The sequence below is a fragment of the Nocardia sp. NPDC055053 genome (genome assembly GCF_053608285.1).
This window is the reverse complement of the sequence record NZ_JBSGVD010000004.1, coordinates 247963-272429: the sequence shown is the minus strand read 5'-3', so window position 1 is coordinate 272429 and position 24467 is coordinate 247963. Positions and strand designations below refer to the sequence as shown.

The window sequence follows — 24467 nt, the reverse complement described above, 5'->3', positions numbered from 1 at the left end:
CTGATCGCGCTGGTAGCGGTTGCTCGGCGCGACAATCGACCGGTGGAGGGCGGCGTCATGACTGGGAGCGCAACGGTGGCCGAGGTGGCCAAGGGGTCCAAGACCGATCTGGTCGATGGCCGGTACACGGTGCGCATCGACCTCGACGGCCCGGTCGGAGCGGTGGATGTGTCGGCGGTGCTGGTGACGGCCGACGGCCGGGTGCGTTCCGACGCCGATTTCGTGTTCTTCAACAATCCGGCGGCACCGGGTGTGCGGTTGGAGTCCGATGCTGTGGTGTCGGTGGACCTTTCGGCAGTGCCCGCCGATATCCATCGGGTGGTGATCGCGGGCAGCACCGAAGCGCAGGGCATGCGGTTCGGGCAGGTCACCGGGTTGCGGGTGTCGGTCGCGGGCACGGCGCAGACGCTGAGTTTCCTACCATCCGGACTGGATTCGGAGACCGTGCTGCAGGCCGTCGCGTTGTACCGGCGGGGGAGCGGGTGGCGGCTCGACGCGATCGGGCAGGGATACAGCGCCGGGCTCGCGGCGTTCGCGACCGAGCACGGGATCGCCGTCGACGAGGAGCCGAGCGTGCCACCTGCTGGTGTGCCGCAACCTGTTCCGGTCGCGCCCGCGGTCGATCTCCGCAAGGTCGACGTGGTTCTCACCAAGGACTCGCCCGACAAACGCGCCAGCATCGACCTGCGCAAGGGCGACCCCGGCTACGTCCTCACGGTCGGTCTCGAATGGGACGGGCGCGGCGCGCAGTACGACCCGGCCGGGCGCGTGACGAAGTTCGGCAAGGGCGACCTCGACGTGTACTTCTTCTGCCGCAACGAGATCACCGGCGACTACGTGGTGATCAGCGGCGAGAAGGGCCACCAGGGCGACCTCGCCACCTGGCCGTTCATCCACCACCAGGGCGACAGCCGCGGTCCCGGCGCGCACAACCTCCCCGCCACCGAACAGGTCGTCGTTCGCCCCACCGAGAACGGCGATCTGCTGCTCAACGTCTACCAGTCCGTCGACAACGGTGCGGGCGCCATCGATACCTTCGGGCGGCCCCGCGTCCGCGTCCGCTACGGCCGCCCCGGCCCGGACGGTTTCCCCGGTCCCGACGCCGACCAGATCACCGTCGTCATCGGCAACGGCAAGAACTCCTTCTGGGCCACCGTCGCCCATATCGACGTCCGTGACGGCATTCTGACCGTCGACGGCGCCACTCGCTACAGTCGCGCCTTCAGCGAGAAGATGCCGGTCCTCGACACCGCCGGCACCTGGTTGCGCTCGGCCAAGAACGGCCCGGTCGGCCGCAGCAAGAGCAGCAACGGCCTCGGCCTGAGCCACTACGCGGGCCGCTGCCCCGACCCGCGCTGATCCCCGAGTAGTTCCGCGCGCCGCTCGTCGACCGTGGCGCGCAGGGCATCGACGACCGCGGCGACCTCGGGGCGGCGCAGCGTCTCCGCGCGCGTGACGAGCCAGTAGGTGAGCCGCACGCGCACCTGCTCGCCGAGCACGCGCACGAGATCGTCGTGGCGGTCGGCCATGAAGCAGGGGAGCAGGCCGATTCCGGCCGCGGCCCTTGTGGCCTCGACATGGACGAAAACATTGGTGGATGAGACGGATTGGCGCAGAGCGGGCGCGAAACTGGTGGCCAGGTCGAGATCGTCGACCTGCAGGATCGATTCGATGAAGTAGACGAGGGGGTAGCGGCGCAGGTCCTCGATCGTCTCCGGTGTGCCGCGGTCGGTGAGGTAGTCGCGCGCGGCATAGAGGCCCAAGCTGTAGTCACCCAGCCTGATCGCCTCGGCCCGATGGACCTGGGGCCGGCCGACCACCACCTCGATGTCGAGCCCACTGCGCTGGGTGGACGCGCGCCGTGTCGTCGCGATGATCTCCACCGCTACCCGCGGATGCTCGCGCTGTACGCGCGCGGCGGCGGGGGCCGCCAGGTACGCGCTGAAGCCGTCGGTGGCCGAAAGCCGCACCACCCCTTCGAGTTCCCGCTCGCCACCGGTCGCGCCGAGTGAACGCACCGCGGCCTCGATCGTCTCGGCCGCCGACAGCGCCGCCCGTCCCAGGTCCGTCAGTTCCCAGCCGCTGGTGGCCTTGGTCAGCACCCGTCCGCCGACCGCCCGCTCGAGTGCGGCGATCCGCCGCGAGATCGTCGTGTGGTTGATGCCCAGCTCCTCCGCGGCGGTGACATACCGCCCCGACCGGCCGACAGCAAGGAGAACCAGCAGGTCGTCGGCGCTGGGACGCCGGCCCGGATCAGGCGAGGTCGCGCTCATTTCTGCATCTTTGCAGATGCGTGGTGCGAACTTGGCCATTGCGACCGAATCCGATCTGCACGAATACTCTCCCCATTGCTAGTGGGCCATGTCACATTTGCACGGTGATGTGGTCGTGATCACCAAGGAGCTGTGATGAGCGTCAGCAACGCGACCAAGCAGGCCGGCGACGATCCGGGCGGGGCACCCAGTGGTCTGCGCCGGGTGGTGGCCGCCTCGATGGCAGGCACGGTCGTCGAATGGTACGAGTTCTTCCTCTACGGCACCGCCGCCACCCTCGTCTTCAGCAAGGTGTTCTTCGCCAAGGGCACCAGCGATCTCGATGCCATCCTCGCGGCCTTCGTCACCTACGCCGTCGGCTTCGCGGCCCGCCCGATCGGCGGCATCGTCTTCGGCTACTTCGGCGATCGGTACGGCCGCAAGCAGCTGCTGCAACTGAGTCTCGTCCTGGTCGGCGGCGCGACCTTCCTGATGGGCTGTCTGCCCACCTTCACCCAGATCGGCTATTGGGCGCCGGCCATGCTGGTGACGCTGCGGTTCATCCAGGGCTTCGCGATCGGCGGCGAATGGGGTGGTGCGGTCCTGCTGGTCGCCGAGCACAGTCCCAGCCGCAGCCGCGCGTTCTGGGCCAGCTGGCCGCAAGCCGGTGTGCCCGCGGGCAATCTGCTGGCCACCGTCGTGCTGCTCGTGCTGACCTCGACGCTGTCCGAGGCCGCGTTCCTGAGCTGGGGCTGGCGCGTCGCGTTCTGGCTGTCGGCGGTGGTCGTGCTGGTCGGCTACTACGTGCGCACCAAGGTGACCGACGCCCCGATCTTCGTCGAGGCCCAGCGGCACGCGGAACAGGCCAAGGCGACGTCGTTCAGCGTGTTCGAGGTGCTGCGCCGCTACCCGCGTGGCGTCTTCACCGCGATGGGGCTGCGTTTCGGCGAGAACATCATGTACTACCTGGTCGTCACGTTCTCGATCACCTATCTGAAGGTGCACGTGCACGCCGACACCACGACGATCCTGTGGTGGCTGCTGGCCGCGCACGCCGTGCACATGGCGGTCATCCCGCTGGCGGGCCGCCTCGGTGACCGCGTCGGCCGCCGCCCCGTCTACCTGGCTGGTGCGCTGGCCGCCGGCACCTGGGGCTTCTTCGCCTTCCCGTTGATGGACACCGCCAACAGCGCGCTGATCCTGTCGGCGATCATCATCGGCCTGGTCTTCCACGGCCTGATGTACGCGGGTCAGCCCGCGATCATGGCGGAGATGTTCCCGACCCGGATGCGGTATTCCGGTGTGTCGCTGGGCTATCAGGTCACCTCGATCGTGGCGGGTTCGCTCGCGCCGATCATCGCGGTCAAGCTGCTCGACTCCTACGGTTCCTCGGTCCCGATCGCGGTGTATCTGGCGGTGGCGTCGGTCGTCACGGTGATCGCGGTGCTGTACGCCAAGGAGACCAAGGGCATCGACCTCGAATCCCTCGACGCCGCCGACGCCGCCACCGCGGCCGCGCCGACGCCGGCCAAGGTCGTGTCGGCATGATCGACCTCATCGGACGCAAGGCGCTGGTCACCGGCGCGGCGGGCGGGATCGGGGCGGCCTGCGCGCACGAGCTGGCCGCGCGCGGGGCGGAGGTCACCGTCGCCGATATCGACGAGCTCGGCGCGAAGACCGTGGCCACCGAGATCGGCGGACATGCCTGGGCGGTGGATCTTCTCGACGTCGGCGCGCTGGCGGAGCTGAGCCTGTCGGTCGACATCCTGGTGAACAACGCCGGCGTGCAGACCGTCAGCCCGATCGAGGATTTCCCGCCCGAGCGGTTCCGGCTCATCCAGACGCTGATGGTGGAGGCGCCGTTCCTGCTCATCCGCGCGGCGCTGCCACACATGTACGAGCAAGGATTCGGGCGCATCGTCAATATCTCGTCGGTCCATGGGCTGCGCGCGTCCCCGTTCAAGGTGGCATACGTGACCGCCAAGCACGCATTGGAAGGGCTGTCGAAGGTGACGGCGCTCGAGGGCGGCCCGCACGGCGTCACCAGCAACTGCGTGAACCCCGGCTACGTGCGGACACCGTTGGTGGACAAGCAGATCGCCGAGCAGGCCGTCGCCCACGGCATCCCTGAACAGGAAGTGGTGGAGAAGGTGCTGCTCACCGAGAGCGTGGTCAAACGGCTGATCGAACCGGAGGAGGTCGCGCGACTGGTCGCGTGGCTGGCCTCCGACCACGCGGGGATGGTCACCGGATCCTCCTACGTCATGGACGGAGGGTGGAGCGCGCGATGACGAGCGTGACCGTGGCGCCGCAGTGGGTGCCGACCGAGCAGGACATCGCCCAGGCGCGGATCACCGATTTCGCGCGGTTCGTGCGGGCGCGTCATCCGGTCGCGCTGCCGGACTACCGGGCACTGTGGCAGTGGTCGGTCGACGACCTGGGCGGGTTCTGGGGTGTGCTGTGGGACTACTTTTCCCTGGGGGAGCGGTCGGCCGTCGTGCTCGCCAACGCGGACATGCCTGGGGCACAGTGGTTTCCGGGTGCGCGGCTGAACTACGTCGACCAGGTGATCCGGCAGGCACGGACTGATCGGCCCGCGATCATCTCGATCGACGAGGGCGGCACGGTCACGGAGTGGTCGTGGGACGAAATGCTGGGCCGAGCAGCCGGATTCGCGCGGACCCTGCGGGAACTAGGTATCCGGCCCGGCGATCGGGTAGTCGGCTACCTGCCCAACATCCCCGAGGCGGTGATCGCGTTCCTGGCGACCGCCAGCCTCGGGGCGGTGTGGAGTGCCTGCGGGCAGGACTACACGGCAAAGGCTGCCATGGATCGGCTGGGTCAGCTGGAACCCGCCGTGCTGGTGACCACCGACGGCTACCGGTTCGGCGGCAAGGAACACCACAGGGTCGCCGAGGTCGATGCACTGCGCGACGGTCTGCCGGGTCTGCGGGCGACCGTGCTGGTGTCGCGGTTGGGTGGCGTGGTCGACGGCGCGCTCGACTGGGACCAGGTGAGTGCCGACGACGGAACGCGGTGGCGCATTGAGCAGGTGGCGTTCGATCACCCGCTGTGGGTCCTGTACTCCTCGGGGACGACCGGTCTCCCCAAGGGCATCGTGCACGGCCACGGCGGCGTGCTGCTCGAACATCTCAAGGCGATGGCGCTGCAGTCCGACATCGGACCCGACGATACCTTCTTCTGGTACACCAGTCCGAGCTGGATGATGTGGAACTTCCAGGTCGCCGGACTGCTGGTCGGCGCGACCATCGTCTGCTATCCGGGCAGCCCGACGGCCCCGAAGCCGGATGCCCTGTGGGACATGGCCGCGCGCCTGCGCGTCACGGTGCTCGGCGCCAGCCCCGGCTATGTCCTGGCGTGCGCGAAGGCCGACGTGGTCCCGCGGCGCGACCACGATCTGTCCGCGCTGCGCCTGATCGGCATCACCGGTTCCGCGCTGCCCGCCAGCTCGTCGATCTGGTTGCGGGACAACGTCGGCGCCCACATCCCGGTCGCCTCGATCAGCGGCGGCACCGACGTCGTCTCGGCCTTCGCCGGCGGTGCGCCGACCGTCCCCGTCCGGCCGGGCGAGTTGTCCGCGCCGTACCTCGGCGTCGCCCTGGAAGCCTGGGACGACCAGGGCAGGCCCGTCCACGACGCCGTCGGTGAACTCGTCGTCACGAAACCCATGCCGTCCATGCCGATCCATTTCTGGAACGACCCCGACGGATCCCGTTACCGCGCCGCCTATTTCGAGGACTACCCCGGTGTCTGGCGCCACGGCGACTGGATAACGGTCACCGACCAGCACAGCGTCATCGTCCACGGCCGCTCCGATTCCACCCTCAACCGGCACGGCATCCGCATGGGCAGCGCCGACATCTACCAGGCTGTCGACCGACTCCCCGACATCGTCGACTCGCTCGTCATCGGCGCCGAACAGCCGGACGGCGGCTACTGGATGCCGTTGTTCGTGGTCCTGCCCACCGGCGCCACTCTCACCGACGACATGAAATCCCGCATCATCGTCACCATCCGCACCGAAGTGTCCCCTCGCCACGTCCCCGACGAGATCATCGCCGCACCAGGCGTGCCCCGCACCAGGACCGGAAAGAAGCTGGAGGTTCCCATCAAGCGAATCCTGCAGGGTGCTACCCCATCCCAGGTCCTCGACACCTCCGCGGTCGATCACCCGGCCCTCCTCGACTGGTATGCCCAGGTCCGTCGCCCCTGACGCTGCGTGGGCGACGACCACGGTGCGTAACGTGCGGTCTGCCGGATCCGATCCGCAATCGTGTGATCCGATATCTCGATGAGGGGGCAACGTGCGCGGGACGGCCGGTCTGACGAGACGAATTCTCACAGCGGGGGCCGCGGGATGCCTCGGCCTGCTCGGCGACAGCGGTGTCGCGGCCGCCGAGCAGGGACTCACCACACGCGTGGGGGCGAGCATCATCGGCGAAGCTGGGGATTCGCCCGGCGGGAATGGGTTCTCCAGGGCGCAGGGAATCGGAGGAAACAGCGGCGTCCAACTGGCGGCTGGACCGGGCGGCAATGGCAATGGAAATGGGGGCGGGAATCAGGGGAACAACGGGAACCCGAACCCGGGAAGCGGGAACGGTAACCAGGGCAACGGGGGCGGGAATCAGGGGAACAACGGGAACCCGAACCCGGGTAACGGAAATGGCAACCAAGGTAACGGGGGCGGGAATCAGGGCAACAACGGAAACTCGAACCCGGGAAGCGGGAACGGCAGTCAGGGCAACGGGGGCGGGAATCAGGGGAACAACGGCAACCCGAACCCGGGAGGCGGGTACGGCAACCAGGGCAAGGGCGATGGGGATCAGGGCAACTATGTGAACCCCAACCCAGGTAACGGAACCGAGCCCGAACCGGCGGCCGAAGAGCCCGACCCCAGCGGCCAGGCCCCCGCTGCGCCGTCCCCGCCTGCCCCCGAAGCACCCGGACCGTCCGTACCTGCTCCGGCCGCACCACCCGGTGAAAGTGGGGCGCCGCACGCTCCAGTGGCCCAAAGCAGGGACGCGCCGGTACCCCCGCACGACGTCACACCCACCAGCGCCACCGACGCCCTCCCCGCGCCGAATCTCCTGTCGGTAATCGGCGGACTCCTCGCGCTAGGAATAGCCGGCGGCGGATCGGCCGCGCTGAGCTTTCAGAGCGCGGCACAGGCGCAGGCCCGTGTTACCGCGTCGCGAGCCGAGTTCTTCGGCCCACGTCCGTAACCCACTCGCCGAACACAGGCCTGCTGTCCTGTCGCGCGCAGCCGCGATGCCGACCGATGTGGGGACGCGCTGAACGGCCGCTGAATCCCATTACAGCCTGCAACATTTAGGCGCTCGATGACGATGCGATGCTCATGCGACCGATGACACGGCTCGACGAGCAACAGCAGACCTCCGGCTTCGGGGAATTCACCGTGGTGGATGTCGAGACCTCAGGACTCCAGCCGCGGCGACACCGGGTGCTATCGGTTGCCGCACTCACGTTGGACAGCACGGGGCAGGTGACCCGTGAGTTCCACACCCTGGTGGATCCCGGATGCGACCCGGGTCCAGTGCATGTCCACGGTCTCACCGCCGAGGTGCTGCGCGGCTCACCGCGATTCGCGCAGGTGCACGAGCAACTGTCGTCGATGCTGGACGGCCGGGTCCTGGTGGCGCACAACGCGCTGTTCGACTTCGGCTTCCTCGCGACGGAGTTCCAGCGGGCCGGCGGGATACTCCCGGTTCAGCGGCGACTGTGCACGCTGGCGTTCGCCCGCCGGGTCGGACTGCCGACTCCGGACTACAAGCTGGGTACGCTGGCCGACTACTACGGTGTGCCGCAGCACAAGGCGCACGACGCTCTGGACGACACGCGCGTCCTCGCGAACGTGCTGCGCGCGCTGGTGGCCGATGCGGCCCGCCTTGGCATCGCCCCGCCCCTGCTGACGTGCACGCCGGACACAGACAGCCCGGCGCAGACTGCCCGGGTGACCGAACGCCGCGGCCCGAAGCAGTCGTGTGTGTACGCCTACCCGGGGCGCTGGGAGCCGGATGGGCCACTGCGCCAGGGCATGAAAGTCGCGTTCACCGGGGAAACGCGACTCCAGCGCGAGGAGTTGGTGGCGCGGGCTGAAGCCGCAGGGATCGACGTGACGAGCATGGTCAGCGGCCGGACGAGTGTTCTGGTCACCAACGCGCCCGATTGCGGAACAAGCAAGGCGATCAGGGCGATCCAGCACGCGACGCCAACCGTCGACGAAAACCGTTTCCTCGAGCTCCTCGCAACAACCGAGCCGGGAATTCCCCGGGAGGGCCAGCGCACCAAGGTGCCCTCGCGCCGTCGAATTCCCAGGCCCGCGGGCAGGCTGGCGGGACGCAGGGTCCTGGTCCTCGGCGGCACCCACGACGAGGCCGCCACGAGCAGAACCCGGATTGTGGAGCTCGGCGGATCGGCGGCGGTGAACCTGTCCGCCTCGGTGACGGATCTGCTGCTTCTCGCGGGCGGTGACACCGATCGCCGAGTGCGCAAGGCAACCGAGGTGGGGCTACCTGTCCACGGAGCCGAACTGTTGGAGCCGACGGCGCCGACAGCTCCCGAATCTGCGCCGGGCAGAGTGGAGCCGTCAGCCTCCGAACCGACCGTGCTGGCGCGGGGCCAGGTGGTAGACCTGCCGATGGAGGCGGAATCGTGGACCGTGCGCGCCACGTGGAACCAGCTCGGTCACGCGGCCGTCGACCTGGTCGCCTTTCTGGTCGACAGTGCCGAGAAGGTCGCTGCCTCCGACGATTTCGTGTTCTACAACCAGCCGGAAGCCGGTGGGGCCCGGCTCTCCGAGGAGGGCCCCACCGAGCAGTCCATCACGATCTCCCTCGATGACCTTCCCGAGCACTGCACCCGCGTCGTCTTCGCGGCCGCCATCGACGCTCCCGGCGTCACCTTCGGCGACGTCGGGGCGATCGAAGTGGACGTCGCTCCCGGCCTCGAATCGGGCGCCGTGATCCGAGCGACCCTCGACGCAGCCACCGTCGAACGAACCCTGTTGCTCGCCGAGCTGTACCTGCGCGGCGAGACCTGGCGCCTGCGCGCCGTCGGTCAGGGTTACGAATTCGACCTCGCCGCCCTGGCACGCAAGCACGGGGTGGAGGTCGAATAGCGCATTCGTCGGCGCTCAGGCGCCGAAGCGTTCGGCGACCATCTCCTCGGTGAGTCCGTAGTCGGCGAGGGAGTAGTGGTGGGTGGGTTTGCGGTCGCCGGTGCGGCTTTCGCTGTCGAGGGCGGTGATGGCGGTGCGGGCCTCCTCGGTGAAATCGGTCCCGATCCGGGTGTAGATGCGTTCGACGACGCCGAAGGGGTCGGCGCGCAGGTCGTCGAACTCGACGTCGATGAAGGTGGCGTCGGTGTGGCGGGCGCGGGCCTCGGTGAATGCGGAGAGGCCGCGGGCCCACAGGTCGAGCTGGGTGCGGCCGATGGTCTCGCCGGTGAAGGTGGTCGACCAACCGCGGGTGGCGTGTTCGTTGAGGCTGCACACCGACGGGATGATGGTGGCGGGGTCGCGGTGGGTCTGGATGACGACGGCGTCCGGGTAGACGGCGAGCAGGGCGTCCAGGCAGAACAGGTGGCTGGGGTTCTTGAGGACCCAGCGGCGGGTGTCGTTCATGCCGATCAGCTGTAGGTTGCGACGGTGGCGCGCGTAGGCGGGCGTCCAGTCCTGGCCGGCCAGCCACTGCGAGTAGCTCGGGACGTAGGCCAGGCATTCGTAGGAGTGCGAGGTCCCCGACTGCCGCAGCAACTGCCAGCATTCCTCCACGTCGGAGGCGCTCATGTAGTGCAGGCCCATGAATTCGGGGTTCTGCACTTGATGTTGCCGCAGGCCCGCGTCGATCTGCTGGTAGGCCGGATTCTCGGACCAGGTTTCGCGTGGCGGGCGTGGCTGCGGAAAGTCGGTCAGCCACATCTCCAGACCCTGGTTGGCCGGATCGGCCGCCAGTAGACGGTGCAGCGCGGTGGTGCCGGTCCGAGGCAGACCGGTGACGAAGATCGGCCGGGTGACGGGTGTGTCGACGTAGCCGGGGTTGGCCGCCCACGCGGCCTCACTCAGTGCGCGGGCGACGAGTGTGCCGCGCAGGAAGAATCGCGACATCTTGCTGCCGAGCTCGGTGAGCCCGGCCTCGTCGCGATAGGAGTCGAGCAGCACCTGCAACGCCTCGGTGTAGTCGTCGGTCCCGAAATCGGTGAGACCGGTGAGTTTGGTGGCTGAGGCGTGCAGGTCGGCCACGGTGCCGACATCGGTGCGCACGGTCATCGAAGGAAACTCCTTGCTCAGTTGTGGTATTCGCCGCAGTTGACGTCGAGGGTCTGACCGGTGATCGCCGAGGACCAGTCGGATGCGAGAAACACCACGGCACGGGCGATCTCGTCGGGCTCGGGCAACCGCTTCAGGTCGGATTTCGAGGCGGTCTGTTCGTAGACCTGCTCGACGGTGATGCCGTACTTCTCGGCGACCTGACCGAAGTACCACTTCAGCTGGTCGGTCCAGATATAGCCCGGCAGCACACTGTTGACCCGCACACCCTTGCCGCCGAGCTCGGTCGCCAAGGTCTGCGACATCGCCAGCAGCGCGGCCTTGGTGAGTTTGTAGCTGCCGTACCGCGGTTCGGAATGCCGCACGACCATCGAATTGATCATCACCACAGCGCCTTTGGACTCGGCGAGGGCGGGCGTGAACGCCTGCGTCATCCGCAGTCCACCCAGCACCGTCATGTCGAGGCTCGAGCGGATGTGGTCGAAGTCGGTGCGGTCTAGCGGTTTCATCGACGGCACCGAGAACGCGTTGTTCACCAGCGCGTCCACCCGCCCGAATGTCTCGACGGTCTTCGCCACCAGATTCTGGACCGCTGCCTCGTCGGTGATGTCGGTGGGCACGCTCAGCGTGGCACCACCGGCGGCCTCGATCTCGGCGGCTACCTCGAGCAGGCGCGATTCGGTCCGCGCCGCCAGCACCACCGTCGCGCCCGCGGCCGCGGCCTCCAGGCAGATCGACCGGCCGAGCCCGGGACCCACCCCGGAAACGACGACGACTTTTCCATCCAACAATGCCCCGCTCATCCGAGCATCCTTTCGGCGAAAGCCCGTTGCCGGGCGGCGATCCGGTCACGCCAGGCCGCGGCGTCGATCCGGTTGTGTTCGATATGGGGGAGGTGCTGTGCGACCTCGGTGACCGGCACGAGGGTGACGGTCGGGCCGTCGGCCTCGGTCATCGGCCGGTCGGTGCGCTGCCACCGGAACTGCAGGATGCCCCGCGTGCGCCCGGTGGTCTCGATCCAGTTCGCGATGCCGGGATCCTGCTTGCTGACCACCATCCGGATCATCCCGTCCGGATCCACTTGCGCCTGCGCGTGATTGAGGCTGGTCTGGTGGTTGACGTAGTCCAGCGAGATGTACCAGAGGCTGCCCAGCTGGAAACCCTGATACGGCGCATCCGATTTCGGGACGGTGATCACCAGCGCCTGATCGTCGGCGAGATCGAAATGCCCCACCGAGGAGTACTGGGTGCTCAGGCCGCCCGGGGTGAGCCGCGGCGCGGTGAGGGTGTTCACCGGGAGATCCAGATAGAACCACTTCGGGAAGTTGAACCAGGTGTGCACCCGGGTGAGCAGCATCTTCGCCGCGGCGCCGTAGCGTTTGCGCATCCGCGCCAGATCCGGCTCGACCGGGGCGGTGCCGATCGTGTCGACCCGTTCGATGCGGATCGAGCCCTTGCGTTCGGTCCAGTCGCTGTAGACCTCGCGCACGGCCAGCATGGACGCGCCTTCACCGAGCGCGAAGTAGCCGGGACCCGCGTCCGGCTTGGCGGGGCCGAACCGGATCGAGAAACTGCCGTCCTCGGCGATCGGAATCCGCCGATCGTCGAAGGCGTCCTCCCCACCGGGCACGTCGGTCGCGGTGTAATCGCCTTTGAGCACTTGGAAACTGAGGTCCACGGTGCTGCCGCGCACGCCGCTCACCACATACTCGGCGTCGGGCTCGATATTCGCGTGGTAGTAGAGCGTGTCCGGATTGTCCAGGCCCATCTTCGCGTACGGGCCGGTCGACGACACGAAATACGGATGGCTGGTGCCGTGCGCGCCGGAGAGCCGCAGGCAGGCGGCGACGCTCGCGGCGAGGTAGTCGTAGCCCTCGGCGAGATCGGTCTCGCTACGCACGAATTCGGCGCCGGCGATGAGCTTTTCGGCCTGAGCCACCGCGGCCGTGAACGGCGCGGTGAGCGGCTCCGATGGCGCGGTGCTTTCGGCTTCGGTGGCAGTACTGGAGTGGGTCAACGTTCTGCGATTCCTAGCTCTCGGAGGATATGGGCGGCGATGTCGGCGGGGGAGCCGAGATCGGGGGTGATGACGAGATCGGCGTGTTCGGGTCGTTCGTAGGGCGAGCTGATGCCGGTGAAACCGGGCAGCTCACCGGCGCGAGCCTTGGCGTAGAGGCCCTTGGGGTCGCGCCGTTCGCATTCCGGCAACGGCGTGTCGACGAAGACCTCGTGGAACGGCAACATCCGCTCGGCGTGCGTGGTGCGCGCGCGGGCACGCTGCTCGGCGAACGGGCTGATCACCGACACGATCGCGACCGCACCCGAATCGGCGAACAATGCCGCGACTTCCGCGACCCGGCGCACGTTCTCGTCCCGGTCGGCGGGGGAGAAGCCGAGTCCGGCGTTGAGACCGTGCCGCAGATTGTCACCGTCGAGCAGGTAGGCCGCGCGTCCCGCCGCGACCAGCTGACGTTCCACCTCGACCGCGATCGTGGACTTCCCCGAGCCCGACAGGCCGGTCAGCCAGATCGTGGCGCCGGAGTGCGTGCGATCCTCGCGGGTCACCGCCGAGCGGTGCCAGACCACCGTCGCCGGTGCCGCGTGCACGCCGGTATCGCGCCCGGTGACCATGCCCGCGGCGACCGTCTGATCGGTCACGGGGTCGATCAGGATGAAACTGCCGGTGCGCCGGTTCTCCCGGTACGGATCGAACAGCAGCGGTTGCCTGCTGCGCAGCCGGACCCGGGCGATGTCGTTGAGCGACAACGCGTCCACGTCCTCGACCCGGTGCAAGGTGTTGACGTCGAGCTGGTACTCGATGGCGGTGACTTCCGCCGGTGAGGTCTGTGCCGCGGTGCGCACCAGATACCGCGCGCCCTCGCGCAACTGCGTGGTCTCGGAGAACCAGCACACCATCGCGTCCAGATCGGCGCCCTGTTGCGGGCGGTTGCCCGGCCTGGCCAGCAGATCGCCACGGCCGATGTCGATCTCGTCGTCGAGCGTCAGCGAGATCGCCATCCCGGTGAACGCCTCGTCGACCTTGGTGCCGCCCGGCCCCCAGATCTCGCGCACCCGCGAGGAATGCCCGGCGGGCAGCACCACCACCTCGTCACCGGGCTTGAAGATGCCACCCGCGACGGTGCCCGCGTAGCTGCGATGGTCGAGGCCCTGCTGGGCCCGGATGACGTACTGGATCGGCAGCCGCGCGTCGATGAGATTGCGGTCCGAGGCGATGTGCACGTCCTCGAGGTGGCGCAGCAGCGGTGGTCCGGGATACCAGTCCATATGCTCGGAGCCGTCGACGACATTGTCGCCGAGCAGGGCCGAGACAGGCACGAAACTCAGGTCGCCGACCGTCAATTTCGCGGCGAAGGCGGCGAATTCGGCGCGGATCTCCTCGAATCGCTCCTGCGACCAGTCGACCAGATCCATCTTGTTCACGCACACCACCAGGTGCGGAACCCCGAGCAGGGTGGCGAGGAAGGCGTGCCTGCGGGTCTGCTCGGACACCCCGGCGCGGGCGTCGACCAGGATCAGCGCGAGGTCGGCGGTGGACGCGCCGGTGACCATATTGCGGGTGTACTGCACATGGCCCGGGGTGTCGGCGATGACGAATTTGCGCCGCGGTGTCGTCACATAGCGGTAGGCGACGTCGATGGTGATGCCCTGCTCGCGTTCGGCGCGCAGCCCGTCGGTGACGAGCGCGAGATCGGCCGAGTCCCCGCCGCGTTCGGTGCTCACCCGCTCGATCGCGGCCAGCTGGTCGTCGAACAGCGACTTGGAGTCGTAGAGCAGCCTGCCGATGAGGGTCGACTTGCCGTCGTCGACGCTGCCCGCGGTCGCCAGGCGTAACAGGTTGCGGCTCATCAGAAGTAGCCCTCTCGCTTGCGGTCTTCCATGCCGGTCTCGGAGATCCGGTCGTCGGCGCGGGTGGCGCCGCGCTCGGTCAGCCGGGTGGCGGCGGTCTCGGCGATCACCTTCGCCGCGGTGTCCGCGTCGCTCTCGACGCACCCGGTGCAGGTGGCGTCGCCGACGGTACGGAACCGCACCGTCGCCTCGAACGTGTGCTCGCCTGGTTGCGGGGTGATGAATCGGCCCGCCGACAACAGCATGCCGTCGCGTTCGACGACCTGGCGCCGATGCGCGTAGTACAGCGTCGGCAGCTCGACGGCCTCGCGGTCGATGTACTCCCAGATGTCGAGCTCGGTCCAGTTCGACAGCGGGAACACGCGAATGTGCTCGCCCTGCTGATGCCGCCCGTTGTAGAGGTTCCACACCTCGGGCCGCTGCGCCCGCGGATCCCACTCGCCGAAACGGTTACGGAAGCTGAAGACTCGTTCCTTGGCCCGCGCCTTCTCCTCGTCGCGGCGCGCGCCACCGAACACGGCGTCGAACCGGTGCTCACCGATCGCCCGCAGCAAGGTGGTGGTCTGCAACGGATTACGGGTGCCGCCGGGGCGCTCCACCGAGCGGCCCGCGTCGATGTCGTCCTGGACCCGCGCGACCAGCAGCCGCGCGCCGGTGCGGTCGGCGGTCCGGTCGCGGAACTCGATCACCTCGTCGAAATTGTGTCCGGTGTCCACGTGCAGCAGCGGGAACGGCAGCGGCGCGGGCCAGAAGGACCGTCGCGCCAGGTGCAACAGCACCGCCGAATCCTTGCCGCCGGAAAACAGCAGCACCGGCCGCTCGAACGTGGCCGCCACCTCCCGGAAGATGTGCACCGACTCGGCCTCCAAAGCCGCCAGATGCGACAACTCGTACCCCGTCTGCACTGTTCACCCACTTCGTTCCGCTGCTCCGGCGGCCGACTTCCGCCACCGGGTTGCAATGTCGAATATTCGACGCTATTGTTCGATATTGTGACACCGACGATAAGCCGGGCCGAGGGCGCCGGTCAAGAGGCGACCGCTGATTCGGTGGGCGAAGTGGGTGTCGCGTCACCGCCGACGCAACGGGTCGTGAAGGTGCTCGAGCTGCTCTCGCGGCACCCGGCCGATCGGCTGTCCCTGGCCCGGATCGTTCGCGAAGCGGGACTGTCCAGGGCCACCGCGCACGCGGTGCTCACCCAGCTCACCGCGGACGGCTGGACCGTGCGCGACGACGACGGCTGCTACGGCATCGGTCTGCGCCTGCTGACCGTCGCCCGCCGGGCCGAAGCGGCCTTCCCGCTGCGCCGTACCGCGGCACCGCACCTGCGTGCCCTGTTCGAGCGCACCGGCGACCCGGTGTTCCTCGCCGAACGCGACGGGGACAGCATCGTGGTCACCGAGGTCGTCGGGCACCCGTCCGCGGGCTGGATCCGCCCGGGCCGCAGGCTCCCGCTCGCGCCGCCTGTCTGCCGTGAATTCGTCGCCTGGGCGCCCGAACCGGCCCGGCAGACCTGGCTCGCGGCCGCCGATCCGGTCCACCGCGATCGGCTGGCCCGCGTCCTCGCCGAGATCCGTGCCCGCGGCTACTCGGTCGAACGCCTCGTCGACGATTCGACACCCATGCTGGAAGTGCTTGCCGGACTGAGTGATTCGCCGATCACCGCGGCACTGCGCGCACAACTGGGGTCGGTCATCACCGAACTGATCACCATCGACTACCTGCCCGACGAACTCGGATCCGAGAACGCCGTCGTCACCCTCGCCGCGCCGGTGCGCGATGCGAGTGGCGCGGTGGTGGCCGCGGTTGTCAGCTGCCCCGACACCCGCTTGTCGGCGGCGGCGCTGAGCGAGCTCGGTTCCGCCACCGTCGCCGCCGCCGACCGGATCGGCGCGGTGTAGCCGACCGGCCCACGCCGCCCGTCGAGGACGGTTCACCATTACGCTGACGGGGTGAACCTGGCCTGACCCGCAGGACGGTCGCGGAGGCAGGTGGCGAGGGAGGACTCGACGTGGCAAACGACAGCGATCGCTGGTGGGAGGCGCCGGGCATGTCGGGGGAGTCCCCGCAGGCCGGAGCCGGCCCCTACTCCCAGCCCGCCATCCCGCAGCAGCCGGGTGGATATCCGCCGCCGCAGTACGGTGCGCCACAGCCTGGGTACGGGCAGCCGCCGTATGGTCAGCAGCCTTATGCGCCGCAGCCCTACGGCCACCAGCCCTATGCGCAACAGCCGTACGGGTATGCGCCACAACCGAATCCGGGTCCGCCGCGCGGCGGAAGCAGCGCCGGTGTGATCATCGCCGTGGTCGTCGTTGTCGCGTTGATCGCTGTCGTCGGGATCGCCGCCGTCGTCATCGGCACCAGCAGTTCCGACGACACCTCCGCCGCGGCGACCTCGACCACCGCGACGACGGTGAAAGCGGGACCGCTGTCCGGCACGACCACCGCACCGGCGACGCCGGGTTCGAAGGGCGTGCTCGTCGCCTCCTACCGCGTCGCCTACGACGTGCCGTCGGCGTGGTCGGTCTCCGAGGAGTACGACACCATGTCCTTCACCACGGGGCTCGGCTCGATGAACGGCCGCGGCCAGGCGACCGAGGGCGAGAGTTACTGCCCCGGCTCGGCCTATCGCGCCATGGCGGGCGTCACCACGACCACCGAATCCGATCCCGCGGCCGCCGCCAAGGCCGTCGCGAAAATCGCTGCGGCAGGCGGATATTCGGACCCCACCGGCGGAAAGCTGACCTCACCGACCGCGCTCACGACCCAGAGCGGCGTCACCGGCCAGTTCGTCGAGAGCACGGGCCCCTGGAAGCCGGCGGTCGCCGGCTGCACCGCCGACTCGTACTCGGTGTACACGTTCGCCTTCAAGAACGCCGCCAACACGTTGCTGGTGCTGACCCTTCTCGTCGACCGCAACGCCACCGGCGAACTCACCGCCGACCAGGCCAAGAAGATCATCACCAGCTTGCGCCTGGTCTGAGCTCCGGTCAGGTCTGTTTCGGGAGCGTGGCTCGATAATCGGTGAAGTCGGTGGCAGGCATTCGCCCAGGCTATTGCACTGTTCGCCCGGTTTCGCGACCTGCTTCGCGTCGTGTCGTACGCTGCGGGGTTGGCGCGCGGGTGGTGGAATCTGCGGGTGCGTGTTTCGAGCGGAATAGCTGCTGTCGCTGCGGCCCTGATCATGACCCTGCCCGCTGTCGTCGCGGGACCGGCCACCGGCGCCGTTCGCGATACGGCGTGTGGTTCGACCCTGTCGGCCGGCGATATCGCCGATATCGCACGGCTGTCGGATACCTCGACGATCACCGGCGCCGACAGTCTCGCGCGGCTCGAGAACGCGGTGGACCGGCACCACCGGATCACCGAGATCCTCGTCGCCCACCGGGATCTGCGCGGTCTGTTCGCCATCGGGCTCGACGGCGTCGAGTACGCGGCCGTCATGCCGCTCCAGCGCGACCCCGCCGCCTTCGTGAACCGCGAATACGCGCATGCGATCAGCACGGACCTCCTGCGCCGATTCCTCGACAACCTCCACGCCGAATTCACCGGCGGCGTCACCGAACCCCACTGGGCCCACTACTTCTCCCTGGCCCAGGACTGCGGCGCATCCAGAGCCCGCACCGCGATGGCGGGCTACAACGCCCATCTCACGGTCGACCTGACGTATTCGGTGGCGGCAGTGGGCAGCCGACCCGAGAACGCCCCGGACTACTTCAAGATCGTCGCGAGCATCGCCGCCGCCGGCGACGTGATCGTCGACAGAACCAAAGCGGTCTACGGCGCCGACCTCGGCCCGCTGTGGCGGTTCTATTTCGTCGGCGAGGGACTCGACCAGCTGTTCGGCGCCGGCGTCGCCACGGAGCAGATGCTCATCGCCGCCGACCTGGGCGCCAACACCGTCATCTTCACCAATGGCCTTGCCCTGCAAGACCCCGCCCTCGCCCCTGCGGTGCGCGCGGAGGTCACCGCCCTGTGGCAGGCGGCTGACCTGGCCTTCGACGCGCTCGCGCGGATCAACGCCCTCTGATGTACTTCCAACAATGAGTATGCAGCGCAAAGACATTCAGGCCGCTGCCACTAGACAAATCGACGGCTGTCGCGGCATACCGAAATCACTGCCCGGCCGGCCTCGAGGCCATCGCGAGATTGCTCGCCGCGATCAAGGTGTCGGGATGACGATCACCCTGCGAACTCCTGCGCTTGTCCAGAGTGTCCCTCAACAGTGCCGTCGCCCGATCTCGATCTTCCGAATAGTGCAGGGCCACAGCGAGATTGTTCGCTGTCGTCAAGGTGTCGTGATGCTTGTCGCCAAGCAACTGCCTGCGACGGGTCAGGAGGTCCTCATGGATGGCCACAGACTCCTCGACCTCCCCCGATGCGCGCAGGCATACCCCCATATTGTTCGAGGACGTCATGGAATGCGGATGTTCCCTTCCCAGGATGTCGCAGCGCTCAGCCAGCGTCTCCTCGTGGAGCCGGCGAGCGGACGAAAGGTTCATCGTCGCGCGATAACTCACGGCCAAGTTGTTGGCCGAGGTGAGCGTGCAGTGGTCTCGGAGGCCGAGTACCCGTCGCCGGATTTCCAATGTCTCATCGTCGAGGGAGATCGCGCGCTCGGGGTCACCACAGGCGAGAAGATCGAAGGCCAGGTTGTTGGCGGCGGCGAGGGTGTCGGGATGTTCCGGCCCTTGCACTCGGCGACGGATCCGCCAAATCTCCTCGTTGAGGTCGCGAGCCGCGATGAGGGAGCCGCGTGCGTGCAGGTCGATCGCCAAATTGTGCCCAGCGGCGAGCGTGTCGGGATGGTCTCGGCCGTTCAGCCGACAGCGCCGGGAGTACACATCCGCGTCCAGTTCGTGAGCGGCCTCGAAGTCACCGAGACCGCGATAGGCGAAGGCCAGACTGTTCGCGACCCGCAGCACGAAGGGATGATCCGGGTGGTGCACCTGGCGCCAGCGCTCGTGCAATCGCAAAGCCAAGTGCAGGCTCGGCTCGCAGTCACCGCGCGCGGCCAGATACCACGCGGTGTCACACAACATGTCCGCAAGCCGCTCGTCGGTGCTGTTGTCCGCCTCGGCGGCCAACAGATGTGGCAACAATGCCGCCCAGCGCGCCCATGTCGTGGCATCACTGGGGTCTCCCGGATGTGCCGCTGAAAGGGCCGCGCATATCTGCTCGCTCAATTCCATCCTTTGGGTGTCGGTGATCATGGCACGGAGGATCGTTTGGGTCAGTCGATGCAGTTGCAGTCCGGATTCGTCGATGCGTGCGAGGCCGAAACGTCCGATCGATGCCGTGAGTTGCCACCACATATCTCGTTGTGGCGCGATATTTTCCTCGTCCGGCCGCGGCGCGGCCACGATGGTGACGAGCAGCGAACGGGGAACCGGTTCGGGCGCGATGAGCGCACACATCGAAAGCAGCCGTCCTGCAGCGGAATCAGCGGCGGCGAGTCGGCCCGCCGACAACCGTGTGGCGGCCCCCAGCGACCGGCCATAACCCGCGGGCGCTTCGCCATCGAGCAGGCTGACCGCCCGGGCGTCGAGGACAGACAGATATTCCGACGCGGACATCCTCGTTTCCGACAGGGTTCCCGCCGCTTGTGCCAATCCGAGCGGTAGGTACCCCAGTGCTTGGCCGAGGCGTTCGGCATCCCCTTGGCTCAGACTCGGACACTGCCGGCGAAGCAACGCCGCCGAATCGGGTCTGCTCAGTACGTCGAGCGTGACGGGCACGGCCAGTTCGTTCCACCTACCGCGACGCGAGGTAATCATGACGTGTACCGGCGGTCCCGGCAACCATGCTCGGATCGCGGCCGGTTCCTCCACGTTGTCGAAGACGATCAGCGAGGCTTGTGAGCGCAGCCGTGCAATCGCGAGATGCGCGGCGACAGAGGTCTCGGTCCCTAGCGCCACCACCTCGGCCCGGACGGACAATGCCGCGAGGTGACCGGCGACGAGATCACTGTTCTCCGCGTCCACCCACCAGATCAGTGTGTACCGGTCCGCGAATCGGTGCGCGTACTCGATCGCCAACTGTGTCTTGCCCACTCCGCCTATGCCGCACAGCACGACGGGAAGTGGCGTGGGCCCGGCCAGCAGTCGCTCGATTTCGGCCAATTCGGCGTCGCGACCGGTGAATACCGGGTTCCGAGGAGGCGATTGTGTCAATTGTTCGGTCCGCGTCGGTGCGGGGGCGACGGTGGTGCGCATCCGTAGCTCGGCATGGGTGACACCCGCCGTCAGCAGGGCAGCGGCACCCGCGGACGACAGTTGTATCCACCCGATCCCCGCGGTGGAAGCCCAGCCGGCAGCGGTGGCGGTGAACGCTCCCGCTCCGGATACGGCCGGCCAGGCGGCACTCCGCAAAAATCGCCGCAGCCTGCCGCTCATCTACTAACCTTTCAGGTGTGACCAGCCAGGACGACCATGTCCCGACAATGCCTCTCGATAGTTGGACCATCGATGATCTGGACATCATCACGACCGATGGCACCCCACTCCCGCTTCACGAATCCGTTCTGGTCGAACTCGCGGCTCGGCTCCGGCGAACCGCACCCGCTGGGGTGACGATCACGACCGACATGGCGCCACCTCAGGTGCGTCTGACCGGCGCTGACTCGATGCCGATACTGTTGGTCGAAGTGTCCGTCGACACCGATTTCATGCCGCCGCCCGTCCCGGCCCCGCATTATTGGCGTATCGGATTGGTTCCCTTCGCAGTCGCTGTCTACGTGAGATTGCCGACGGGTGAATACGAGCTGTCCGACCGATCGACTGGAGAAATCCGGGTGACCGAACCCTTCGCGCTGCACCTGCCATTGCCCGAGCTGTCGGCCGGTCGATCAGACCGGCGGTAGCTGACTCGGTTCGCCCCCGGAAACTTCCTCCGGCGGGTCAATTATAGATCGCTACGCCACTGTAGGACAACGAAATGTCAACTCGGGCAACACTTTCCGGTGGTCCGTTGCGGCGCGATGCCTAGCTCGAGTACCTGGGGGCCGCTCGTGCGGCCCTCCAGGTTGATGGTGGGCGAGGCCCTTGGTTGATGATTCATCTTGCGACAGAACGAATCTCGACCGAGAGCTTCGGTAAATAGTGTGCACGATGCCGGCGTTGCCGGAGCTTCGATGGACTTGTCGGCGTTCCGGCGGGAATTGTATCGCCGTGTGGCCAGCGCCTCGTCGGCAATTCGCTGGCCCGGACGGCCGTCCGATGGCCATGATGACCGGTATGAGCCTGACGACGTACTGGCCCCTGGCTGGATTACAGGTGCGGACACCCCGACTGGAACTGCGGATGCCCAGTCCGGAGGACCTGGGCGCACTTGCCGGGCTGGCCGCTGAGGGTGTGCACGACCCGGCAGTGCAACCCTTCATCGCGGAGTGGACAGACGCGGAACCTGACGTCCGCGCACAGCGGGTACTGCAGTGGCACTGGCGATGCTGGGCCGGGTGGCAGGCCGACGCATGGAGCCTCAACCTTGTCGTGCTCCGAGACGGAATGGTGGTCGGCACCCAGTCTCTCGGAGCGAAGAATTTCGCGGTCTGCTCCGAGGTGAACACCGGCTCCTGGCTCGGCCGGACCCACCACGGCCAAGGGATCGGCACGGAGATGCGGGCCGCGGTCCTGGAGCTGGCCTTCGCCTGGCTCGGGGCGAACTCGGCGGTCTCCGGCGCCTTCGAGGACAACCATGGCTCCCATAGGGTCTCGCGCAAACTCGGGTACGAGCCCGACGGTATCGAAGTACACGCGGTACGGGGAAAGCCGGCGGTACTCCGACGACTGCGGCTCACGCATGCCCGATGGGAAGCCCATCGAAGCGTCCCCGTAGAAGTCGCCGGGCTAGCGGAATGCTTGCCGCTCTTCGGCATCCGAAGGCCTTGAGGTTCACGCTGCGGCAATGTTTAGCGTCGAGGTGCCGGACAGGCCGGCCGAGTTTCGACGGGAGGTGTGGGCGTGTCCTGGTCGGTCGCCGAGCTAGCCCGCATGTCAGGAGTGACGCCGCGGACGCTTCGTCACTACGACGAAAGAGGACTGCTACGTCCGGCGGGCATCCGCAGCAACGGCTACCGCTTCTACGAGCGGGAGCAGCTCCTGCGGCTACAGCAGATCCTCGTGTTGCGGGAGCTGGACCTGGGGCTCGACGCCATCGCAGCGATACTCGATCAGCAGATCGACCATGTGCAGGCTCTGCGCGACCACTACGCGAGGGTAAGCCACGAGCGTGATCGGCTTGCTCGCGTCGCGCAGACCCTTGCCCGCACCATCGAGGAACTCGAGAGACAGGAAGGAACAGCGGGCATGGTCGAGATCAACAGGCCGGAGAACCTTTTCGAAGGTTTCGACCCGAGTCGATACGAATCACTAGAAGTGGACGGTTTTCCGGACCAGCAGCAGACGCGGGAGCGGTCGAAGCGGTTCACCGAATCGCTGACCGCCGAGGAAATAGCGCGGATGCAACGGGAAACGACAGCGGCGATGATCCGCATGGCCGAACTCATGGCATCGGGCACGGCGGTGAGCGATTTCTCTGTCCAGGCCGAGATCGACGTCGCGTACCAGCTCATCCGCCCGACCTGGGACCCGGATGCTCACGCGTTCAAGAAGCTGGCACAGACGTACCTCGACAACCCGGCCCACACCGTGAATTTCGACCGGATCGCCCCCGGGCTCGCGGAGTACTACCGCGACGCGATGGTGGTCTTCGCCGACACTCGGCTCATTTGAGCCGATAGTTGCCCTCCGAGAACAAGAACGGCACCGCCTGCAGTGTGAACTGTTGTCCGGAGCCAATTTTCGGCACGGCCATCGACCTCCCGGTGCCACACTTCCTGGAACAGCGACGGTTGGCAGAGCGCCTGTCACTGGTCGAGAGCAGCCCGGAGAATCGCTGCATCGTAAGGAATTTGGGTGGTTGACGGTCTCGTCTGAGTTCGTGACTCAACGGTGACGGCTCGGGTCGATGACTGCCCCGGCGCGCTCTCCGAGCAGCGATCGGCGCAGTTTCGCCATGTGGCTGTTCCAGTGTGTCTGAGCGGCGTCGCCGTCCCCGGCGGCGATGAGCTCGATCAGCCGCTCGTGTGAGCGGATAGTGCGTCTGCGTGCGGTTGTGGGTTGGTCGCTGCTTCGGGTGAGCACGTCGGTGATCGCCCGGGTGATCACCTCGTTGAGCATCTCGCAGACGAGGATCAATGTCTGGTTGCCTGCGAGGAAAATGAGTTCGCTATGGAAGCGGATAATGGCTTCGGTGCAGGCCAAGGGATCGTCGATGGTGCGCTTCTGCTCGAAGACGATGTCGCGTAGCTGATTCGCCGCTCGCTGGTGGCCGCGCGCGGTGGCGACCATGCGCACAGCCGCGGGTTCGATGATCGCGCTGGCGTCGAAGACATCGGCCAGGGCGACGCTGCGCGATTGCAGCACCAGCGCCGCCGCGCGTGCGGTCATGCGCTGGTCGGGCCGACGGACGATCACTCCGCCGAGGGCGCCGCGCACGATGGAGATCAGGCCGTCGGCCTCGAGAATGCGAAGGGCCTCGCGCAGGGACGGTCGGGATACTTCGAAGCGTTCGCGCAACCCGGCCTCGGTGCCCAGCAAGTCGCCTTCGTTCAGGTCGCTGCCGACGATGAGTGCTCTCAGCTGTGCCGCCACCTGTGTCGGCTTGTTCGTCGAGGGGCCCGCGGTGTTGACCGGGTCGTCGGCCGATGCTCGCTTGTCCACGTTCCTCCATATGCCTGACCTGAGCGAATCCGATCGAATCCGGAGCCGGATACGATCAGGGCCGGATGCGTGTCGAGCATGTCCGCCGTAGCAATTATCCGCTACTTGTAGCGGTCGCCGTCCCGCCACTGTCTCGGCCGGTGTCCTCGGATGACGCAACGCTGCGGGGTGGCCTCGCGGATCGGCGTGCGTAGTCGCGCGGTGGCCTGAACGTGGCATCGGCCCGCGCGGTCTTCGGAGGCCTATGGTGCGGTCGACGCGGTGCGCCACGGTCGACGTCGCCACGTTCCGTTGTTCGCTCTTCGATGTTGAAACATC

The 24467-nt window shown here is 67.5% G+C and carries 19 protein-coding genes; 11 read left to right on the top strand and 8 right to left on the bottom strand.

Going from position 1 to position 24467, the window contains the following annotated elements:
* Nucleotides 1–57: 57 nt before the first annotated feature.
* Entirely contained in the window at nt 58–1359 is a 1302-nt protein-coding gene (locus ACWF82_RS06450) for a TerD family protein (protein WP_452498597.1), read from the top strand.
* Here ACWF82_RS06450 and ACWF82_RS06445 read toward each other — a convergent pair.
* Nucleotides 1329–2273: a LysR family transcriptional regulator gene (locus ACWF82_RS06445; protein ID WP_452498595.1), complete on the bottom strand. Its 945-nt coding sequence runs from the start codon at nt 2271–2273 to the stop codon at nt 1329–1331. The genes ACWF82_RS06450 and ACWF82_RS06445 overlap by 31 nt on opposite strands.
* A 135-nt stretch (nt 2274–2408) precedes the next feature.
* On the opposite strand from ACWF82_RS06445, the gene ACWF82_RS06440 reads away from it, so the two are divergent.
* The 4 genes from ACWF82_RS06440 to ACWF82_RS06425 all read left to right on the top strand — a co-directional run bounded on the left by ACWF82_RS06440 (nt 2409) and on the right by ACWF82_RS06425 (nt 9411).
* Entirely contained in the window at nt 2409–3800 is a 1392-nt protein-coding gene (locus ACWF82_RS06440; protein ID WP_452498593.1) for an MFS transporter, read from the top strand.
* On the top strand, nt 3797–4543 hold the full coding sequence (locus tag ACWF82_RS06435; protein WP_452498591.1) for a 3-hydroxybutyrate dehydrogenase: 747 nt from the start codon (nt 3797–3799) through the stop codon (nt 4541–4543). The genes ACWF82_RS06440 and ACWF82_RS06435 overlap by 4 nt, the downstream gene beginning before the upstream one ends.
* Nucleotides 4540–6486: an acetoacetate--CoA ligase gene (locus ACWF82_RS06430; protein WP_452498589.1), complete on the top strand. Its 1947-nt coding sequence runs from the start codon at nt 4540–4542 to the stop codon at nt 6484–6486. Before ACWF82_RS06435 ends, ACWF82_RS06430 begins: the two co-directional genes overlap by 4 nt.
* Before the next feature lie 1143 nt (nt 6487–7629).
* Nucleotides 7630–9411 carry an exonuclease domain-containing protein gene (locus tag ACWF82_RS06425; protein WP_452498587.1) on the top strand — a complete coding sequence of 594 codons (1782 nt, stop codon included), beginning with the start codon at nt 7630–7632 and terminating at the stop codon, nt 9409–9411.
* Between the two features lie 15 nt (nt 9412–9426).
* Here the strand turns inward: ACWF82_RS06425 and ACWF82_RS06420 are convergent, their stop codons facing one another.
* Genes ACWF82_RS06420 through cysD form a run of 5 tightly spaced genes read right to left on the bottom strand, consistent with a single transcriptional unit; the run spans nt 9427 to nt 15332 of the window.
* A complete protein-coding gene (locus ACWF82_RS06420; protein WP_452498585.1) occupies nt 9427–10560 on the bottom strand; it encodes a sulfotransferase family protein in 1134 nt (377 codons plus the stop codon).
* 17 nt (nt 10561–10577) lie between these two features.
* Nucleotides 10578–11363: an SDR family oxidoreductase gene (locus ACWF82_RS06415; protein WP_189028542.1), complete on the bottom strand. Its 786-nt coding sequence runs from the start codon at nt 11361–11363 to the stop codon at nt 10578–10580.
* Nucleotides 11360–12577: a hypothetical protein gene (locus tag ACWF82_RS06410; RefSeq protein WP_452498583.1), complete on the bottom strand. Its 1218-nt coding sequence runs from the start codon at nt 12575–12577 to the stop codon at nt 11360–11362. Before ACWF82_RS06410 ends, ACWF82_RS06415 begins: the two co-directional genes overlap by 4 nt.
* Complete coding sequence (gene cysC, locus ACWF82_RS06405) at nt 12574–14427, bottom strand: adenylyl-sulfate kinase (protein WP_452498581.1); 1854 nt, start codon at nt 14425–14427, stop codon at nt 12574–12576. The genes ACWF82_RS06410 and cysC overlap by 4 nt, the downstream gene beginning before the upstream one ends.
* Entirely contained in the window at nt 14427–15332 is a 906-nt protein-coding gene (cysD, locus tag ACWF82_RS06400) for a sulfate adenylyltransferase subunit CysD (RefSeq protein WP_452498579.1), read from the bottom strand. The genes cysC and cysD overlap by 1 nt, the downstream gene beginning before the upstream one ends.
* An 87-nt stretch (nt 15333–15419) precedes the next feature.
* On the opposite strand from cysD, the gene ACWF82_RS06395 reads away from it, so the two are divergent.
* From ACWF82_RS06395 to ACWF82_RS06385, 3 genes are all read left to right on the top strand, one after another.
* Nucleotides 15420–16328, top strand: a complete 909-nt coding sequence (locus ACWF82_RS06395) for an IclR family transcriptional regulator (protein WP_452498577.1) — start codon at nt 15420–15422, stop codon at nt 16326–16328.
* A 110-nt stretch (nt 16329–16438) separates the two neighbouring features.
* Nucleotides 16439–17410, top strand: a complete 972-nt coding sequence (locus tag ACWF82_RS06390) for a hypothetical protein (RefSeq protein ID WP_452498575.1) — start codon at nt 16439–16441, stop codon at nt 17408–17410.
* A gap of 156 nt (nt 17411–17566) precedes the next feature.
* Nucleotides 17567–18457, top strand: a complete 891-nt coding sequence (locus tag ACWF82_RS06385) for a DUF5995 family protein (RefSeq protein ID WP_452498573.1) — start codon at nt 17567–17569, stop codon at nt 18455–18457.
* 85 nt (nt 18458–18542) lie between these two features.
* On the opposite strand, the gene fxsT is transcribed toward ACWF82_RS06385, so the two are convergent.
* Nucleotides 18543–20822: an FxSxx-COOH system tetratricopeptide repeat protein gene (gene fxsT / locus ACWF82_RS06380; RefSeq protein WP_452498571.1), complete on the bottom strand. Its 2280-nt coding sequence runs from the start codon at nt 20820–20822 to the stop codon at nt 18543–18545.
* Nucleotides 20823–20839: 17 nt separating this feature from the next.
* Here fxsT and ACWF82_RS06375 point away from each other — a divergent pair, with 17 nt between their 5' ends.
* The 3 genes from ACWF82_RS06375 (at nt 20840) to ACWF82_RS06365 (ending at nt 23159) form a co-directional block, all read left to right on the top strand.
* Nucleotides 20840–21289, top strand: coding sequence for a hypothetical protein (locus tag ACWF82_RS06375; RefSeq protein ID WP_452498569.1), 450 nt, complete (start codon nt 20840–20842; stop codon nt 21287–21289).
* 373 nt (nt 21290–21662) lie between these two features.
* The gene (locus ACWF82_RS06370; RefSeq protein WP_452498567.1) at nt 21663–22316 is read left to right on the top strand and encodes a GNAT family N-acetyltransferase; all 654 of its coding nucleotides are present in this window, start codon (nt 21663–21665) and stop codon (nt 22314–22316) included.
* A gap of 72 nt (nt 22317–22388) precedes the next feature.
* Nucleotides 22389–23159, top strand: a complete 771-nt coding sequence (locus ACWF82_RS06365) for a MerR family transcriptional regulator (protein ID WP_452498565.1) — start codon at nt 22389–22391, stop codon at nt 23157–23159.
* 213 nt (nt 23160–23372) lie between these two features.
* Here the strand turns inward: ACWF82_RS06365 and ACWF82_RS06360 are convergent, their stop codons facing one another.
* Nucleotides 23373–24080, bottom strand: coding sequence for a FadR/GntR family transcriptional regulator (locus ACWF82_RS06360; protein ID WP_452498563.1), 708 nt, complete (start codon nt 24078–24080; stop codon nt 23373–23375).
* Nucleotides 24081–24467: the final 387 nt, after the last annotated feature.

What these genes read in the sequence shown, in the direction of transcription:
- ACWF82_RS06450 (WP_452498597.1), top strand. Translation starts at nt 58, where the DNA reads ATGACTGGGAGCGCAACGGTGGCCGAGGTGGCCAAGGGGTCCAAGACC.
- ACWF82_RS06445 (WP_452498595.1), bottom strand. Translation starts at nt 2,273, where the DNA reads ATGAGCGCGACCTCGCCTGATCCGGGCCGGCGTCCCAGCGCCGACGAC.
- ACWF82_RS06440 (WP_452498593.1), top strand. Translation starts at nt 2,409, where the DNA reads ATGAGCGTCAGCAACGCGACCAAGCAGGCCGGCGACGATCCGGGCGGG.
- ACWF82_RS06435 (WP_452498591.1), top strand. Translation starts at nt 3,797, where the DNA reads ATGATCGACCTCATCGGACGCAAGGCGCTGGTCACCGGCGCGGCGGGC.
- ACWF82_RS06430 (WP_452498589.1), top strand. Translation starts at nt 4,540, where the DNA reads ATGACGAGCGTGACCGTGGCGCCGCAGTGGGTGCCGACCGAGCAGGAC.
- ACWF82_RS06425 (WP_452498587.1), top strand. Translation starts at nt 7,630, where the DNA reads ATGCGACCGATGACACGGCTCGACGAGCAACAGCAGACCTCCGGCTTC.
- ACWF82_RS06420 (WP_452498585.1), bottom strand. Translation starts at nt 10,560, where the DNA reads ATGACCGTGCGCACCGATGTCGGCACCGTGGCCGACCTGCACGCCTCA.
- ACWF82_RS06415 (WP_189028542.1), bottom strand. Translation starts at nt 11,363, where the DNA reads ATGAGCGGGGCATTGTTGGATGGAAAAGTCGTCGTCGTTTCCGGGGTG.
- cysC (WP_452498581.1), bottom strand. Translation starts at nt 14,427, where the DNA reads ATGAGCCGCAACCTGTTACGCCTGGCGACCGCGGGCAGCGTCGACGAC.
- fxsT (WP_452498571.1), bottom strand. Translation starts at nt 20,822, where the DNA reads ATGAGCGGCAGGCTGCGGCGATTTTTGCGGAGTGCCGCCTGGCCGGCC.
- ACWF82_RS06370 (WP_452498567.1), top strand. Translation starts at nt 21,663, where the DNA reads ATGAGCCTGACGACGTACTGGCCCCTGGCTGGATTACAGGTGCGGACA.